13 protein-coding genes and 1 pseudogene are annotated in these 16,553 nt (G+C 70.4%); 10 read left to right on the top strand and 4 right to left on the bottom strand.

Going from position 1 to position 16,553, the window contains the following annotated elements; translation table 11 throughout:
- Positions 1 to 10 precede the first annotated feature (10 nt).
- The 5 genes from pgeF to ABR737_RS13385 all read left to right on the top strand — a co-directional run bounded on the left by pgeF (position 11) and on the right by ABR737_RS13385 (position 3,774).
- The gene (gene pgeF / locus ABR737_RS13405; protein ID WP_350250405.1) at positions 11 to 775 is read left to right on the top strand and encodes a peptidoglycan editing factor PgeF; all 765 of its coding nucleotides are present in this window, start codon (positions 11 to 13) and stop codon (positions 773 to 775) included.
- Complete coding sequence (locus ABR737_RS13400) at positions 772 to 1,494, top strand: YggS family pyridoxal phosphate-dependent enzyme (protein ID WP_350250404.1); 723 nt, start codon at positions 772 to 774, stop codon at positions 1,492 to 1,494. Before pgeF ends, ABR737_RS13400 begins: the two co-directional genes overlap by 4 nt.
- 123 nt (positions 1,495 to 1,617) lie before the next feature.
- Entirely contained in the window at positions 1,618 to 2,238 is a 621-nt protein-coding gene (locus ABR737_RS13395; protein ID WP_350250403.1) for a cell division protein SepF, read from the top strand.
- A gap of 71 nt (positions 2,239 to 2,309) precedes the next feature.
- Positions 2,310 to 2,603 (top strand): YggT family protein, encoded by a 294-nt coding sequence (locus tag ABR737_RS13390; RefSeq protein WP_069568188.1) that lies wholly within the window; start codon positions 2,310 to 2,312, stop codon positions 2,601 to 2,603.
- Positions 2,604 to 2,652: 49 nt separating this feature from the next.
- Positions 2,653 to 3,774: a DivIVA domain-containing protein gene (locus ABR737_RS13385; protein WP_350250402.1), complete on the top strand. Its 1,122-nt coding sequence runs from the start codon at positions 2,653 to 2,655 to the stop codon at positions 3,772 to 3,774.
- A gap of 178 nt (positions 3,775 to 3,952) precedes the next feature.
- On the opposite strand, the gene ileS is transcribed toward ABR737_RS13385, so the two are convergent.
- On the bottom strand, positions 3,953 to 7,090 hold the full coding sequence (gene ileS / locus ABR737_RS13380) for an isoleucine--tRNA ligase (RefSeq protein WP_350250401.1): 3,138 nt from the start codon (positions 7,088 to 7,090) through the stop codon (positions 3,953 to 3,955).
- A gap of 698 nt (positions 7,091 to 7,788) precedes the next feature.
- Here ileS and ABR737_RS13375 point away from each other — a divergent pair.
- From ABR737_RS13375 to ABR737_RS13360, 4 genes and pseudogenes are all read left to right on the top strand, one after another.
- Positions 7,789 to 8,517 carry a TraR/DksA family transcriptional regulator gene (locus tag ABR737_RS13375; protein WP_350250400.1) on the top strand — a complete coding sequence of 243 codons (729 nt, stop codon included), beginning with the start codon at positions 7,789 to 7,791 and terminating at the stop codon, positions 8,515 to 8,517.
- Between the two features lie 121 nt (positions 8,518 to 8,638).
- Positions 8,639 to 9,240, top strand: a pseudogene (gene lspA, locus ABR737_RS13370) (signal peptidase II).
- A 118-nt stretch (positions 9,241 to 9,358) separates the two neighbouring features.
- Positions 9,359 to 10,300, top strand: a complete 942-nt coding sequence (locus ABR737_RS13365) for an RluA family pseudouridine synthase (RefSeq protein ID WP_350250398.1) — start codon at positions 9,359 to 9,361, stop codon at positions 10,298 to 10,300.
- 120 nt (positions 10,301 to 10,420) lie between these two features.
- The gene (locus ABR737_RS13360; protein WP_502964478.1) at positions 10,421 to 11,998 is read left to right on the top strand and encodes a Na+/H+ antiporter; all 1,578 of its coding nucleotides are present in this window, start codon (positions 10,421 to 10,423) and stop codon (positions 11,996 to 11,998) included.
- Between the two features lie 13 nt (positions 11,999 to 12,011).
- Here the strand turns inward: ABR737_RS13360 and ABR737_RS13355 are convergent, their stop codons facing one another.
- The gene (locus tag ABR737_RS13355) at positions 12,012 to 13,058 is read right to left on the bottom strand and encodes a mechanosensitive ion channel family protein (RefSeq protein ID WP_350256773.1); all 1,047 of its coding nucleotides are present in this window, start codon (positions 13,056 to 13,058) and stop codon (positions 12,012 to 12,014) included.
- A gap of 112 nt (positions 13,059 to 13,170) precedes the next feature.
- On the opposite strand from ABR737_RS13355, the gene ABR737_RS13350 reads away from it, so the two are divergent.
- Complete coding sequence (locus ABR737_RS13350) at positions 13,171 to 13,782, top strand: dienelactone hydrolase family protein (RefSeq protein ID WP_350250396.1); 612 nt, start codon at positions 13,171 to 13,173, stop codon at positions 13,780 to 13,782.
- Positions 13,783 to 13,837: 55 nt separating this feature from the next.
- On the opposite strand, the gene ABR737_RS13345 is transcribed toward ABR737_RS13350, so the two are convergent.
- Together ABR737_RS13345 and ABR737_RS13340 are read right to left on the bottom strand one after the other, a co-directional pair.
- Positions 13,838 to 15,481, bottom strand: coding sequence for an alkaline phosphatase D family protein (locus ABR737_RS13345; RefSeq protein ID WP_350250395.1), 1,644 nt, complete (start codon positions 15,479 to 15,481; stop codon positions 13,838 to 13,840).
- Between the two features lie 89 nt (positions 15,482 to 15,570).
- Entirely contained in the window at positions 15,571 to 16,509 is a 939-nt protein-coding gene (locus ABR737_RS13340) for a thioredoxin domain-containing protein (protein ID WP_350250394.1), read from the bottom strand.
- Between the last annotated feature and the right edge of the window lie 44 nt (positions 16,510 to 16,553).

Here is a 16,553-nt window from a genome sequence, read left to right as displayed (position 1 = left end):
AAGCACCGAAGTGATAGGACAACAGCACCACGAGAGCGGCGCGCACTTCGCCTTCACCGACAGGTGGGGTGGGGTGAGCGCCGCTCCGTACGATCAGCTCAACCTGGGCGGCGCGGTCGGCGACGACCGCCAGGCCGTACACGCCAACCGCGCGCGGGCCGCCGCGGAACTCGGCCTCGACCCGGCCGCGGTGGTCTGGATGCACCAGGTGCACGGCCGGGACGTCGCGGTGGTCGACGGGCCGTGGTGCGGCGACGACGTTCCCGGTGTCGATGCGGTGGTGACCGGCCGCCGGGGCCTCGCGCTCGCCGTGCTGACTGCCGACTGCACCCCGGTCCTGCTGGCCGATCCGGTCGCCGGGATCGCGGGGGCCGCGCACGCCGGACGGCCCGGCCTGGTCGCCGGGGTGGTCCCGGCGGTCGTCGAGGCCATGGTCAAGCAGGGGGCGGAGCCGCCGCGGATCATCGCGTACACCGGACCGGCGATCTGCGGGCGGTGTTACGAGGTGCCCGAGGCGATGCGCTCCGATGTCGCCGCGGTGGTACCCGAGGCCCGTGCGGTGACCGGCTGGGGCACTCCGGCGGTGGACGTCACCGCAGGGGTACGGGCCCAACTCGCCGCGGCGGGCGTACGGGTGCGTGAGGATTCCCACATCTGCACTCGCGAATCCGCCGACCACTTCTCTTACCGGCGCGACCGTACGACGGGACGGCTCGCGAGCTATGTATGGCTCGGGGACACCCCCGGACCGCGGCTGGGGGAGGCCGAGCTGTGACGGATGACCGCAAGACGCAACTGGCCGAGAACCTGGCGCGGGTGGAGGAACGTATCTCCGCCGCCTGTGCCAGGGCAGGCCGGCCGCGTGACGAGGTGACCCTGATCGTCGTCACCAAGACCTACCCCGCGAGCGATGTCCGGTTGCTCGCGGAGCTGGGGGTACGCCAGGTCGCGGAGAACCGCGATCAGGAGGCGGCACCCAAGGCCGCTGAATGCGCTGATTTGCCGCTTACTTGGCATTTTGTTGGACAGCTGCAGACCAACAAGGTGCGCTCCGTGGCCGGTTATGCCGGAATTGTGCAATCGGTCGACCGGGTCCGGCTCGCCACCGCCCTCTCCAAGGAGGCGGTACGTGCCGGGTGTGAACTGGGCTGTCTGATCCAGGTGGCGCTCGACGCGGAGTCGGGGGAGCGGGGCGAGCGCGGCGGGGTGGCGCCCGACGGAGTAGGGGCGCTGGCCGAGGCGATCGCCGGGGCCGAGGGCTTGCGGCTGGACGGTGTGATGACCGTCGCCCCGCTGGCCGGGCCCTACGCCGGACGTGAACTCGCCGCTTTCGAGCGGCTCATGGAAATTTCATCCGACCTGCGCGCCGGTCATCCTGCTGCCACCATGGTGTCCGCAGGCATGAGCGCGGACCTCGAAGAAGCCGTGGCGGCCGGGGCGACACATGTGCGCGTCGGCACTGCGGTACTCGGAGTCCGACCACGGCTCCGGTAACGTCGCCAAGCAAGTCGGACCACAGCACAAAATATGGTCATTCCCGCAAAAAGCGGGCAGGCCGCGTGGATCCAAGGCCCCTGGTGACGGAGCCGATCCACCACAGAGCGGAGGACGCAGAGAATGGCCGGCGCGATGCGCAAGATGGCGGTCTACCTCGGCCTCGTGGAGGACGATGGGTACGACGGCCGGGGGTTCGACCCCGATGACGAGTTCGAGCCCGAGCTTGACCCGGAGCCCGACCGGGGGCGGCGTCAACAGCACCCAGTGCAGGCCGAAATTCCCCCCGAAAGGGAGGAACCCGTCCGTGCCGTGACACCTCCGGCGCAACGTGAACCGGCCCCGCTCGCCGCGGAAAACGGACGACCCGCGCGAATCGCCCCCGTGGCATCCATCACACCCGAACGTACAAATCTGGAGAAGAACGCACCGGTGATCATGCCCAAGGTTGTGTCCGAGCGGGAGCCCTACCGCATCACTACACTCCACCCACGGACCTACAACGAAGCCCGTACCATCGGGGAACACTTCCGTGAGGGCACTCCGGTGATCATGAATCTGACGGAGATGGACGACACCGACGCGAAGCGACTTGTCGACTTTGCGGCCGGTTTGGTGTTTGGTCTTCACGGCAGCATCGAGCGGGTGACGCAGAAGGTGTTCCTGTTGTCGCCTGCTAACGTCGATGTCACGGCGGAGGACAAGGCCCGTATCGCAGAGGGCGGGTTCTTCAACCAGAGCTGAGACGCAACACCGGGCACACCGGGCCGTGAGGCCAACACAGAAGCAAGGCAAGGGGAGAGGGACTGCGCGAGATGAGTGTCTTTGGTCAGGTGATCTACATCGCGCTGTACTGCTTCCTGATCGTGTTGATCTTCCGGCTGGTGATGGACTATGTCTTCCAGTTCGCCCGTTCATGGCAACCCGGCAAGGCGATGGTGGTCGTTCTTGAGGCCGCCTACACTGTCACTGATCCGCCACTCAAGCTTCTGCGGCGGGTAATCCCGCCGCTGCGTCTCGGGGGCGTGGCGCTCGATCTGTCCTTCTTCGTATTGATGATCATCGTGTACATCCTGATCACCGTCGTGAGGACGGTGTTGTTGGTGTGAACGATACGGTCTTGCCGATTGCCGACGACTACGTTGAGGTGAAGTAGAGATGCCGTTGACCCCCGAGGACGTGCGGAACAAGCAGTTCACGACCGTCCGCCTCCGAGAAGGCTATGACGAGGACGAGGTCGATGCCTTCCTCGATGAGGTCGAAGCCGAACTGACCCGGCTCCTGCGGGAGAACGAGGACCTTCGCGCCAAGCTGGCCGCTGCCACCCGCGCCGCCGCGCAGAACCAGCAGCAGCAGGGGCTGCGCAAGGGACCGGACCAGCAGCAGCAGGAGCAGCAGCAGAGGCCCGGGGCCCCTGTGCCCGCCGCCATATCCGGTCCGCAGCCGGTCCCGCCGCAGCAGCAGCAGGGGATGGGTGGCCCTCCCCAACTGCCTGGTGGTGCACCGCAGCTGCCTCCTGGTCCCGGTGGCCACGGCCCCGGCCCGCAGGGCCCGCACGGCCCCGGTCCGATGGGTCCCGGCGGTCCCATGGGCGGCCCGATGGGCGGTCCCGGCGGACCGCAGCTGCCCGGCCCCGGCGGCCAGCAGGGCGGCCCGGGCGGTGACAGCGCGGCACGCGTGCTGTCGCTGGCACAGCAGACCGCCGACCAGGCGATCGCGGAGGCCCGTTCCGAGGCCAACAAGATCGTCGGCGAGGCACGCAGCCGTGCCGAGGGCCTGGAGCGGGACGCCCGCGCCAAGGCCGACGCGCTGGAGCGGGACGCGCAGGAGAAGCACCGCGTGGCGATGGGCTCGCTGGAGTCGGCCCGCGCGACGCTGGAGCGCAAGGTCGAGGACCTGCGCGGCTTCGAGCGCGAGTACCGCACCCGGCTGAAGTCCTACCTGGAGAGCCAGCTGCGTCAGCTGGAGAACCAGGCGGACGACTCGCTGGCCCCGCCGCGGACCCCGGCTGCCGCTTCGCTGCCGCCGTCCCCGTCGATGGCGTCGGCCGGTGCCGGCAGCATGGGCGGCGGCAACCACACGATGGGTGGCGGCCAGCAGATGGGTGGCAACCACTCCATGGCCGGCCAGTCCAACGGTGGTCCGTCCTACGGCGGCCAGCAGCAGATGTCGCCGGCGATGACCCAGCCGATGGCTCCGGTGCGGCCGCAGAGCCCGCAGCCGATGCAGCAGACGCCGTCGCCGATGCGCGGCTTCCTCATCGACGAGGACGACAACTGACGTCCGCGTAGCGCGCAGAGTCGGCAATCAGGGCCGGGCCCCGAGGGAACACTCCTTCGGGGCCCGGCCCTTTTGTGTGTACTTGCGCGCGGGGGCCGGGGCGCCCGCGGGGACGGCGAAGCCCCCCGGTGCGGGCTGCACCGGGGGGCTTCGCCGGTCGTGGTGACCGCGGGGGCGGTCAGGCCTTGCGCAGCTGGAACGTGAGGGCCAGGCTCTCGTCGGTGAACGCGGGGCCGTAGGAACCGTCCGCCTCGCCGGGGGTGAAGTCGTCGGCGAGCACCTCGTCGGAGATCAGGCCGGCGTGGTCGGTCAGCGCCGTCTGCACCTCCTCGTCGGTGGACCGCCAGCGCAGCGCGATCCGGTCGGCGACGTCCAGGCCGCTGTTCTTACGGGCCTCCTGGATCAGCCGGATCGCGTCGCGGGCCAGGCCCGCCCGGCGCAGCTCCGGGGTGATCTCCAGGTCGAGGGCGACCGTGGCACCGGCGTCGGAGGCCACCGACCAGCCCTCGCGCGGGGTCTCGGTGATGATGACCTCGTCGGGGGCGAGCGCGACGGTCTCCCCGTCGACCTCGACACTCGCCGTGCCGTCGCGCAGGGCGAGCGAGAGGGCGGCGGCGTCCGTGGCGGCGACGGCCTTGGCGACCGCCTGCACGCCCTTGCCGAAACGCTTGCCCAGGGCACGGAAGTTCGCCTTGGCGGTGGTGTCGACCAGGGAGCCGCCCACCTCCGACAGCGCCGCCAGCGAACTGACGTTCAGCTCCTCGGTGATCTGAGTGCGCAGGTCCTCGGGCAGGCCCGCGAAGCCGTGGGCCGCCACCAGCGCGCGGGACAGCGGCTGGCGGGTCTTCACCCCCGACTCGGCACGGGTCGCCCGGCCCAGCTCGACCAGCCGGCGCACCAGCTGCATCTGGCCGGACAGCGCCGGGTCGATGAGCGTCCGGTCGGCGACCGGCCAGCCGGCGAGGTGGACGGACTCCGGGGCCTCGGGGGCGACCGGGACGACCAGGTCCTGCCAGACCCGCTCGGTGATGAACGGGGTGAGCGGGGCCATAAGCCGGGTGACCGTCTCGATGACCTCGTGGAGCGTGCGCAGCGCGGCCGCGTCGCCCTGCCAGAAGCGGCGGCGCGAGCGGCGGACGTACCAGTTGGAGAGGTCGTCGACGAAGGAGGAGAGGAGCTTGCCGGCGCGCTGGGTGTCGAAGGATTCCAGGGATTCGGTGACCTGCTCGACCAGGGTGTTCAGCTCACCGAGCAGCCAGCGGTCCAGCAGCGGCCGGTCGGCTGGGGCCGGGTCGGCGGCGGAGGGCGCCCAGTTCGACGTACGGGCGTACAGCGCCTGGAAGGCGACGGTGTTCCAGTACGTCAGCAGCGTCTTGCGCACGACCTCCTGGATGGTGCCGTGGCCCACCCGGCGGGCGGCCCAGGGGGAGCCGCCGGCCGCCATGAACCAGCGGACCGCGTCGGCGCCGTGCTGGTCCATGAGCGGGATCGGCTGGAGGATGTTGCCCAGGTGCTTGGACATCTTCCGGCCGTCCTCGGCGAGGATGTGACCGAGGCAGACCACGTTTTCGTACGAGGACTTGTCGAAGACGAGCGTGCCGACGGCCATCAGGGTGTAGAACCAGCCGCGGGTCTGGTCGATGGCCTCCGAGATGAACTGCGCCGGGTAGCGCTTCTCGAACAGCTCCTTGTTGCGGTACGGGTAGCCCCACTGCGCGAACGGCATCGAGCCCGAGTCGTACCAGGCGTCGATGACCTCCGGGACGCGGGTCGCGGTGCCCTGGCACGTCGGGCAGGCGAAGGTGACCGCGTCGATGTACGGGCGGTGCGGGTCGAGGTCCGACTGGTCGGTGCCGGTCAGCTCGGTCAGCTCGGTGAGCGAGCCGACGCAGGTGAGGTGGTTCTCCTCGCAGCGCCAGACGGGCAGCGGGGTGCCCCAGTAGCGGTTGCGGGACAGCGCCCAGTCGATGTTGTTCTGGAGCCAGTCGCCGAAGCGGCCGTGCTTGACGGAGTCGGGGAACCAGTTGGTGTTCTCGTTCTCCCGCAGCAGGGCGTCCTTGACCGCGGTGGTGCGGATGTACCACGACGGCTGGGCGTAGTAGAGCAGCGCGGTGTGGCAGCGCCAGCAGTGCGGGTAGCTGTGCTCGTAGGCGAGGTGCCGGAAGAGCAGGCCGCGGGCGTCGAGGTCGGCGACCAGCGCCTCGTCGGCCTTCTTGAAGAACTGGCCGCCAACCAGGGGCAGTTCCTCCTCGAAGGTGCCGTCCGGGCGGACCGGGTTGATCACCGGCAGGCCGTACGCCTTGCAGGTCCTGAGGTCGTCCTCACCGAAGGCCGGGGCCTGGTGGACGAGGCCGGTGCCGTCATCGGTGGTGACGTACTCGGCGGTGACGACGATATTGGCGCCCTCCAGCTCGACGAGGCCGAAGGGGCGCTCATAGGCCCAGCGCTCCATCTCGCGGCCGGTGAACGACTCGCCGGTGGTGGTCCAGCCCTCGCCGAGCGCCTTCTCCAGCAGCGGCTCGGCGACGACCAGCTGCTCGTTGCCGTCGGTGGCGATGACATAGGTGACGTCGGGGTGCGCGGCGACCGCGGTGTTGGAGACCAGAGTCCAGGGGGTGGTCGTCCAGATCAGCAGCGCGGCCCGGCCGGCGAGCGGGCCGGACGTCAGCGGGAGGCGGACGAAGACCGAGGGGTCGACGACGTTCTCGTAGCCCTGGGCCAGCTCGTGGTCCGACAGGCCGGTGCCGCAGCGCGGGCACCAGGGGGCGACGCGGTGGTCCTGGACCAGCAGGCCCTTGTTGAAGATCTCCTTCAGCGACCACCACACCGACTCGATGTAGTCGGGGTCCATCGTGCGGTACGGGGCGTCCAGATCGGTCCAGTAGCCCATCCGGGTCGTGAGCTCGGCGAAGGCGTCGGTGTGGCGGGTCACCGACTCGCGGCACCTGGCGTTGAACTCGGCGATGCCGTACGCCTCGATGTCCTTCTTGCCGTTGAAGCCCAGCTCCTTCTCCACGGCCAGCTCGACCGGGAGGCCGTGGCAGTCCCAGCCGGCCTTGCGGTCGACGTGGTAGCCCTGCATCGTGCGGAACCGGGGGAAGACGTCCTTGAAGACGCGCGCCTCGATGTGGTGCGCGCCGGGCATGCCGTTGGCGGTCGGGGGGCCCTCGTAGAAGACCCACTCGGGCCGTCCCTCGGACTGCTGGAGGGTACGGGCGAAGATCTTCTGTTCCTGCCAGAACTCGAGCACGGCGTGCTCGAGGGCGGGGAGGTCTACCTGGGCGGGTACCTGGCGGTACTGGGGCTGCGGACTCATCGGGGGCTTCCTCCGGCGGACACCTGCTGCGTTCTCCGTCCGGAGGGACGAGAGCCTGCGCTCCCGCGGTACCACCCTCCTTGGCGGTGCCGCTGCACCGCCCCCTCATTGGGGTCGCGCTGCCGGTTCTACTCGCCCTGGGCGGCCCGAGGCCCGTGGGCGGGGCCCACTGTCCAGCGCTTTCTTCCGGCGGCTCCGGGGTGATCTTCACATCGTGCACGCCCCCGGGCTTCCACCGTCCCCGGGTCGCTGCTGGCTGCGTACGGCGCTACTCGTCCCGTCAATGCCTCTCGCTCGGCCCAGTGTACGGGGCCGCACCGACAGTGGCCGACCGGATTTACGGCAGCCGGGGGAGGCGGGCCGGCGCCGGCTGCGTGCGGGAGGGGGCCGGGCCCGTACGGGAGGGTGCCCGGGGCGCTCGGCGCGACGGGGCCGGGGCTGCTCGGTGCGACGGGTCCGGGGCCGCTCGCCGCGACGGGCGCCGGGCGCACGCCGTGACCCGAATGGCGAGCGGCCGGACACCGCGGCGGGAGGCGGATTACCGGCCGGGGAGCGGGGCACAAACGAGACAGACCGGACGTCCGGGCCGGGTGGCGGGTCCCGAAGGGCGGTGCGTCCCGTTGCCGCGTGGCGTGCAGCGATTTATCGTTCCCGTCACGATTCGCGAACAAAGTTACATATGTGAAGGGGTCGCGGCCATGGTGGCGAAAAAGACCGCCGCGGAGAAGAGCACGACGCCTGCCGACGAGGCCGTCGCGAAGCAGCCTGCCCCGGAGAAGACGGCCCCGAAGAAGGCAGCCGCGAAGAAGGCAACTCCGACGAAGGCGGCGCCGAAGAAGGCGGCCGCGAAGAAGCCGGCGGCCAAAAAGACCGCGGCGAAGAAGACCGCGAAGAAGGCTCCGGCCAAGACGGCCGCGGTGCCCGCTAAGAAGACGGGAGCCAAGACGGTGGTGGCGAAGAAGACTGCGGCCGCAACGGCCAAGGCCCACGGCGACGACTCCGCGGTGCCCATGGCCCGGGTGGCCGCGCCACCGGGGGAGCTCGCCGTACGGCCTGGCGAGGAACCCTGGACGCCCGAAGAGGTCGCCGAGGCACGGACCGAGCTGATGGAGGAGACGGCGCGGCTGCGGCTGGAGATCGTCTCGGCCGAGGACGCCATCGCCGGGCTGATGCGCGACTCCGGTGACGGAGCGGGCGACGACGAGGCCGACACCGGCACCAAGAACATCACCCGCGAACACGAGCTGGCGCTCGCCTCGAACGCCCGCGAGATGCTCCACCAGACCGAGCGGGCCCTGGGCCGGCTGGACGCGGGCACCTACGGCCTCTGCGAGAACTGCGGCAACCCCATCGGCAAGGCGCGGATGCAGGCTTTCCCCCGCGCGACGCTCTGCGTGGAGTGCAAGCAGAAGCAGGAGCGCCGTTGAGCCGGCGGACGGGCGTCGCCGAGGGCACCCGGTCCGCCCGCGCCCGTACGTGTGTGCCGTACTCTCGTGGTTCAGCCGGGCATGGCCCGGCCGTGGACACGACGGGCTGAGGGACTCACACGTGGCTAAGGCCGAACGCATCACCGGTACGCCGGAACCCGAGCCGGGTGCCGGAGCGGATTCCATCACGGAATCCGAGGGGGAGAGACGGTGAAGCCGGAGCAGGGCACCGGCCACCGCAAGCGGCGGATCACCGCGCTGCTGCTGGTCGCGCTCTTCGTCTACCTGCTCGACCTGGGCAGCAAGCTCCTGGTGGTCGCGAAACTGGAGCACCATGAGCCGATCCAGGTCGTCGGGACGCTGCTGCAGTTCACCGTGATCCGTAACCGCGGTGCCGCGTTCAGCATGGGCGAGGCGCTGACGATCTTCCTTACCCTCATCGCAGTGGCCGTGATCGTGGTGATCGCCCGGATCGCCCGCAAGCTCTACAGCCTGCCCTGGGCGATCGCGCTCGGGCTGCTGCTCGGCGGCGCCTTCGGCAACCTCACCGACCGGCTGTTCCGCTCGCCGGGGGTCTTCGAGGGCGCGGTGGTCGACTTCATCGCCCCGGCGCACTTCGCGGTCTTCAACCTCGCCGACTCCGGGATCGTCTGCGGCGGCATCCTGATCGTGATCCTGTCCTTCCGCGGACTGGACCCCGACGGGACCCTCCACAAGGACTGACTGCCCCGCGGCGGGCCGACCGGGGGCAGGAGCCGCCGCCGGGCGCCGGTTGACGGGCCCCCGGGCCCGGCCCGGGCCGCCGGGCAGGGCACCACGGCGGGACTGCCATACTCGTGGGGTGAGCACCATTCCCGAGATCCGCACCCTGCCCGTACCGGACGGCCTGGAGGGCGAGCGCGTCGACGCCGCGCTGGCCCGGATGTTCGGCTTCTCCCGTACGAAGGCGGCCGAACTCGCCGCCGCCGGCAAGGTCCGGGTCGACGGCTCCGAGGTGATGAAGTCCGAGCGGGTGAGCGGCGGCGCCTGGCTGGAAGTGGAGATGCCGCAGGCCGCGGCGCCCGTGGAGATCATCGCCGAGCCCGTCGAGGGCATGGAGATCGTGCACGACGACGACGACATCGTGGTGATCGTCAAGCCCGTCGGCGTGGCCGCGCACCCCAGCCCCGGCTGGACGGGTACGACCGTCATCGGCGGTCTGGCCGCGGCCGGCTACCGCATCTCCACCTCCGGTGCCGCCGAGCGCCAGGGCATCGTGCACCGTCTCGACGTCGGCACCTCCGGCCTGATGGTGGTCGCCAAATCCGAGCGCGCCTACACCCTCCTCAAGCAGCAGTTCCGTGAGCGCACGGTCGACAAGCGCTACCACGCCCTGGTCCAGGGCCACCCGGACCCGATGAGCGGCACCATCGACGCCCCCATCGGCCGGCACCCGCAGCACGACTACAAGTGGGCGGTGACGGCCGAGGGCAAGGCCTCCGTCACGCACTACGACCTGATCGAGGCGTTCCGCGCGGCCAGCCTGCTCGACATCAAGCTGGAGACCGGCCGCACCCACCAGATCCGGGTGCACATGTCCGCGCACCGCCACCCCTGCGTCGGCGACCTGACCTACGGCGCCGACCCCACCCTCGCCAAGCGCCTGGGCATCACCCGGCAGTGGCTGCACGCCATGCGGCTGGGCTTCGAGCACCCCTCCGACGGCCGCTGGGTCGAGTTCGAGAGCGGCTACCCCGATGACCTGCAGCGCGCCCTGGACACCGTCCGGGACGAGAGCAGCTGACGCGGAGCGCATCGGGCGGGAGCCGACACGGCGGGCAAGAGCCCGTGTCATGGCACGCTGGGGTCGGAAAATGACCGAATCCGACCCCGGAGCGTAGCCACCGTGGACCAGCTGGCTCTGATGTTCGTCCTGCTGCTCGGAGCCGTGGTCATGGTTCCGGTCGGCGACCGGCTGGGACTTCCGTCGCCGGTGCTGATGACCCTCGTCGGCGCCGTGCTGGCACTGCTGCCGTTCGTGCCCAACGTCGAGGTGCCGCCGGAGTTCATCCTGCCGGTGGTGCTGCCGCCGCTGCTCTACGCGGCCGTGCAGCGCACCTCCTGGCGGCAGTTCACCGCCAACCTCCGGCCGATCTTCCTGCTCGCCGTGGCACTGGTTTTCGCCACCACCGCCGCGGTCGCCGCCGTCGCCCAGGCGGTGGTGCCCGGGATGCCGGTGGCCGCCGCGGTGGTGCTCGGTGCGCTGGTCGCGCCGCCCGACCCGGTGGCCGCGACCGCCGTCGCGGGCAAGCTCGGGCTGCCCCGCCGGCTGGTCTCGATCCTGGAGGGCGAGGGGCTGTTCAACGACGTCACCGCCATCGTGCTGTACCACGTCGCGCTCACCGCGGCGGTCAGCGGAACCTTCTCGGTGCCCGGCGCGGTCGGCTCGCTGGTGCTCTCCGCGGTGGTCGCCATAGCGGTTGGCCTGGGGCTCGGCTGGCTCACCAACAAGCTGATGGGGCTGCTCGGTGACCCGACGCTGCAGATCGGCCTGACGCTGCTGGTGCCGTTCGTCGCGTACGTCCTGGCCGAGAATTTCCGCGGGTCCGGGGTGCTCGCGGTGCTGACCTGCGCGCTGTTCCTGGCCGAGTACGCGGTCGACCCGGACGACGTGATGGGCCGGCTCGCCGGCTACACCTTCTGGGAGGTCGTCGACACCCTCGTCACCGGTGTCGCCTTCGGGCTGATCGGCCTGGAGCTGCACAACATCTTCGGGGCCGCCTCCCACCGCTGGGGCCAGCTGCTCGGGGCCGGCGCCGCCGTCGTCGGGGTGGTCGTCGGCGTCCGCCTGCTGTGGCTGCTGCCCGCCGCCTGGCTGGCCAGGCGGATGCACAAGCACCGCGACTACGACGAGGAGATCCCGATGAGTTCGCGGGAAACCCTCATCATGTGGTGGGCGGGGATGCGCGGGGTGGCCTCGGTGGCGCTGGCGCTGGCCATCCCGTACAGCGTCGACGGCGGCGGTGACTTCCCGGTCCGTGACGACATCCTCTTCATCGCCTTCGCGGTGGTGCTCAGCACCCTCGTCATCCAGGGCCTCACCCTGCCCTGGCTGGTGCGCCGGCTGCGGGTCCGGGCCGACACCGATGCCGTCGACGCGCTGGAGCGGGAGCTGGCGATCCGGGTGATCAAAGCGTCCAAGCGGCGGCTGAAGGAGATCCTGGAGGTCGAGGAGCTGCCCGACGAGGTCAGCGAGCAACTGGCCCGCCGCGCGCACGACATCGGTGCCCGGATCGCGCCGGACATCGTCGACGACGAGCGGCGCGAGCTCTTCGACAAGCGCATCACCCGGCTGAAGAAGGTGCACCGCATCCAGGGTGAGATGCTGTCGGCCGCCCGGCACGAGGTACTGGCGGCGCGCAGCGAACCGGGCGCGGACCCGGAGATCGTCGACCGGGTGCTGCGCCACCTGGACATGCGCAGCCTGCGGGGTGCGCCCTAGAGGACGCCTCCCCCTAGCGGGCGTCCGGCGGCGCCGTCGCCGTGGTGATCCGCGGCAGCGCGTAGGCGTGTTCGGCCTGCAGCCACTCCAGCAGCCGCTCGCGGACCACGCAGCGCACCGTCCACAGGGTGTCCGAGTCCCGGGCGGTCACCAGCGCACGCACCACGATCGTGGACGGTGTGGTGTCGGTGACCACCAGGCTCCAGGACCTGCCGTCCCACTCCGGGCACTCCTGGAGGATTTCCAGCAGCCGCTGGCGCATCTTCTCCACCGGTGCGCTGTGGTCGAGGTGGAGGAGGACCGTGCCGGTCATCTGCGCACCGCCGCGCGACCAGTTCTCGAACGGCTTGCCGGTGAAGTACGACACCGGCATGGTGATCCGGCGCTCGTCCCAGGTCCGCACGGTCAGGAAGGTCAGCGTGATCTCCTCGACGGTGCCCCACTCGCCGTCCACGACGACGGTGTCCCCGATGCGCACCATGTCGCCGAACGCGATCTGCAGCCCCGCGAAGAGATTGCCGAGCGTGGACTGGGCGGCGATACCGGCGACGATGCCCAGCAGCCCGGCCGACGCCAGCATGGACGTGCCGACCGCCCGCATCGCCGGGAACGTCAGCAGCATCGAGGCGGCCGCGACGACGATCACTACGGCCGTTACCACCCGCTGGATCAGCGTCACCTGGGTGCGTACCCGGCGCACCCGCGCCGCGTCCCGGGCGCCCGCCGCATAGCGCGAGTACGAGGACTCGACGATGGCCGCCGCAGCCCGGACGACCAGCCAGGCGGTGGCCGCGATCAGGACCAGGGTCAGCGCCTGGCCGATGCCCGAGGCATGCTTTTTGACGGACTCCAGCCCCGCATGGTCGAAGGAGCCGCGCAACAGGGCCGCGCAGAGCACCACTTGCAGCGGTATCCGGCAGCGCCGCAGCAGTCCCCACAGGGGGGTCTCCGGGTGGCCGGCGTCGATCCGGCGCAGTGTCCGGTCGGCGAGCCAGACCAGGATGAGCGCGAGCAGGACCGCGCCGCCGATGACGACGACCGGACGCAGGACGTCCTCCAAGGACACGAGACTCCTCCTCCATGGGGTGCGAGGGGCTGTGGTGTGCTGGTACCCGGTCCCCGTGACCGTAACTGGCAGGATGGGGCGAGATCGATCCAACTTCAGGGAAGTGATGTCAGTGCCGGCCGCCTCCGAGTCCCCGACCAGCGGGCTTTCGACGATTGTGCTGTTCCATTCGGTGTGCGGGCTGCGTCCCGCGGTGCATGCGGCGGCGGACCGGCTGCGCGCCGCGGGGCACGAGGTGATCGTCCCCGACCTGTTCGACGGCCGGACCGCGGAATCCGTCCCGGACGGCATTCTCATCAAGGACGAGATCGGCAAGGAGGAACTGCTCAAGCGGGCCATCACGGCCGTGGCGCCCTACTCCGACCGCGGACTGGTCTACGCCGGCTTCTCCTTCGGCGGCTCGGTCGCCCAGAACCTCGCGCTCGGCGACGAGCGGGCCCGCGGGCTGCTTCTGCTGCACGGGACCTCGGACATCGCGGAGGACACCGTCGCCGACGACCTGCCGGTGCAGTTGCATGTCGCCGACCCGGACCCGTACGAGCCGCACGACTGGCTGAACGCCTGGTATCTGCAGATGCGCCGGGCCGGCGCGGACGTAGAGGTCTTCCGCTACGCCGGCGCCGGCCACCTCTTCACCGATCCCGATCTGCCCGACTACGACGAGGAAGCCGCCGAGAGCGCCTGGAAGGTGGCACTGGGCTTCCTCGCCGAGCTGTGAGCCGGCGGGCCGGGCGGACCAGGGCGGGCTTCCCCCTGGACGAGCGGCCGGCCCGTCAGACGAGCGGCTGCTCCGTGCGCTCCACCTGCTGGGTGCCGGACCGGGTCCGGTACGAGCGCAGCAGGGTGCTGGTGGCGTTCGGGTCGGTTTTGTCGGAGATGCCGAAGTAATCCATCTGCGTCCGCTCGGCGTTGATGTCCATGACCCCGTAGCCGTGCGAGTCCATGTCCAGCCACTTCACATGGCGGTTGGCGGCCTTGATGGCGGCGACCCCGGCCAGGGAGATGGTGTGCGGGGCGACGTGCAGGAAGTCGTCCACGTTGTCGGAGGTGACGGAGGTGACCACGAACTCCGTCGCCACCGCGCGGTCGGCGGGGTAGGTCGCCGCCTGGAGCGGCACCTCGTTGGCCCAGGCCATGTGGATGTCGCCGGTCAGGAACACGGTGTTGCCGATGCCGCGGTCGCTGAGGTGGCTGAGCAGTTCGCGGCGGTCGTCGGTGTAGCCGTCCCACTGGTCGGTGTTGATCGCCAGGCCCTCCTTGGGTATCCCGAGGATCTCGGCGAGCGGGCCCAGCAGCTTCGCGGGGACGGCGCCGAAGGCGACCTGCGAGATCATCACCGAGGTGCCGACCAGCCGCCAGGCGGTGTCCGAGCGTTCGAGTCCGGACTTGAGCCAGTCCAGTTGGGCCCGCCCGGTGATCGTACGGCTCGGGTCGTCGACCGCACCGCTGCCCGTCTTGGCCTGTGCGTCGCGGAACGACCGCAGGTCCAGCAGGTGCAGATCCGCGAGGGTGCCGAAGCGCAGCCTGCGGTAGGTGGTGCCGGCGATCGAGGGGCGCACCGGCATCCACTCGAAGTAGGCCTGCTTCGCCGCGGCCATTCGCGCGGACCAGGGGCCCTCGGTCTCCGGGGTGTGGTTCACCGCGCCGCCCTTCCAGGCGTTGTCGGCGAACTCGTGGTCGTCCCACATGGCGATGACCGGGTGCGTGGCGTGCATGGCCATCGCGTCCGGGTCGGTCTTGTGGACGCCGTGCCGGATGCGGTAGTCGGCGAGCGTCAGCAGCTCGTGGGCCGGGGAGTGCGGGCGGACGACGTACTTGAACTCCGGGTACTCGCCGGACTTGTACTCGTAGAGGTAGTCGCCGACATGGAGCACCGCGTCCAGCTCGGTGCGGGCGGCCAGGTGCCGGTAGGGGGAGAAGTAGCCGGACTCCCAGTTGGCGCAGGAGACCACGCCGAAGCGGATGTTGCCCGCCGCGGTGTCGTGGGCGGGGGCGGTGCGGGTCCGGCCGACGGGGGAGTGCTGTCCGTCGACGGTGAAGCGGTAGTAGTAGTGGGTGGCCGGGTGCAGGCCGCGGACGTCCGCCTTGACGGTGTGGTCACTGGCGGCGGAGGTGGTCAGGTTCCCCCGGGCGACAACGGACGTGAAGTTCTTGTCGCTCGCCACCTGCCAGCTCACCTTGGTGGCCGGTCCGCGGCCGGAGCCGGGAGTCGCGGCCGCGGCCGGTGTGACCCGGGTCCACAGCAGGACGCCGTCGGGGAGCGGGTCACCGGAGGCGACCCCGTGCTGGAAGAACGAGTCCTGGCCCGCGGCTCCTTGGGCGTGCGCGGTGGCGGCGCCGGCGAACGGCAGAAGGGCGGCGGTGGCGGCTACGGCCGTGACGGCAGTGCGGCGCGAGATCTGGTCATGATCGGTCACGGCCGATCACCTTACTGGCCGGTAAACGGCGCCGGGAGGGCGAATTCCGATAACCCCGAGAATTCGCCCGCCCGTTGTCCGAAAGGCGCTCAGTGCGCGCCCGAGGGGTCCTTTTCGCCCTCGCGGATGCCGTTCGTGCCGCCTTCGCCCGTGCTGCCGCCCTTGCCCGGTTCCCCTCCTGCCTTTCCCTTCGCCGGGCCGAACTCCTTGTCGATCATCTTCTTGAAGTTGGCCTGCGCCAGCTGGTTGTACTGCGCCTGCGTCATCTGCTGCTGCGGGACCTGCGGAAGCACCAGCTTCTTGTCGCCGTGCATGAAATTGGGCGTGCCCTTGATGCCCTTGCGGCCGAACAGCGCGGTCATCTCCATCGCCCAGCGGTCGTAGGTGCCCTTCTTGACCGCCGTGGCGAATGCCTTGTCGTTCTTCAGCTCCGGCACCTCGCCGGCGGCCTTGAGCAGTTCGGCGTCCTTGGCGTAGAGGTCCTCGCGCTCGTCGGGGTGGTACTTGGCCGAGTACAGCGCCGACTTGTACTTCAAGAAGGCCTCCGGGCTGACGTTCAGCGCCGCGCCGAGCGCGCTGAGCGCGTTCTTCGAGCCCTCGCCCCCGCCGACATTGTCGATGAAGCTGTACATGGTGAAGCGGACCCGGTAGCGGCCGTCCTCGATATCCTTGGCCAGGGCCTTGCCGCTGGTCTGCTCGAAGGCCGCACACGCCGGGCAGCGGACGTCCTCGAAGACCTCCAGGGTCTGCTTGGCGTTCTTGTCGCCTATCAGGATCTCGGTGCCGTTCTTGCCCTGGGTGTGCGCGGGCGTGACGAGCTGCGCCTCCTTGGCGGCCTCCCAGCCCGTGGGCTCGTTGGCCTTCATCACGGCGTAGCCGATGCCGCCGGCCACCGCCAGGACACCGATCACCGCGCCCACCGCGGTCAGTTGGCGGCGCAGCTTCTCCTTCTTCTTCTGGCGTTCCCGCTCGGCCCGGATGCGTTCGCGGGCCGCGGTCTTGTTGGCCAGGTTGTTGCGGTTGCTCATGGGTGGTGTGGTCCCCTCGAGGGTCGTGCCGGTTTCCGTGTGCT

This window comes from Streptomyces sp. Edi2, from assembly GCF_040253635.1.
GTDB lineage: Bacteria > Actinomycetota > Actinomycetes > Streptomycetales > Streptomycetaceae > Streptomyces.
This window is presented reverse-complemented; position numbering and strand designations above follow the sequence as displayed.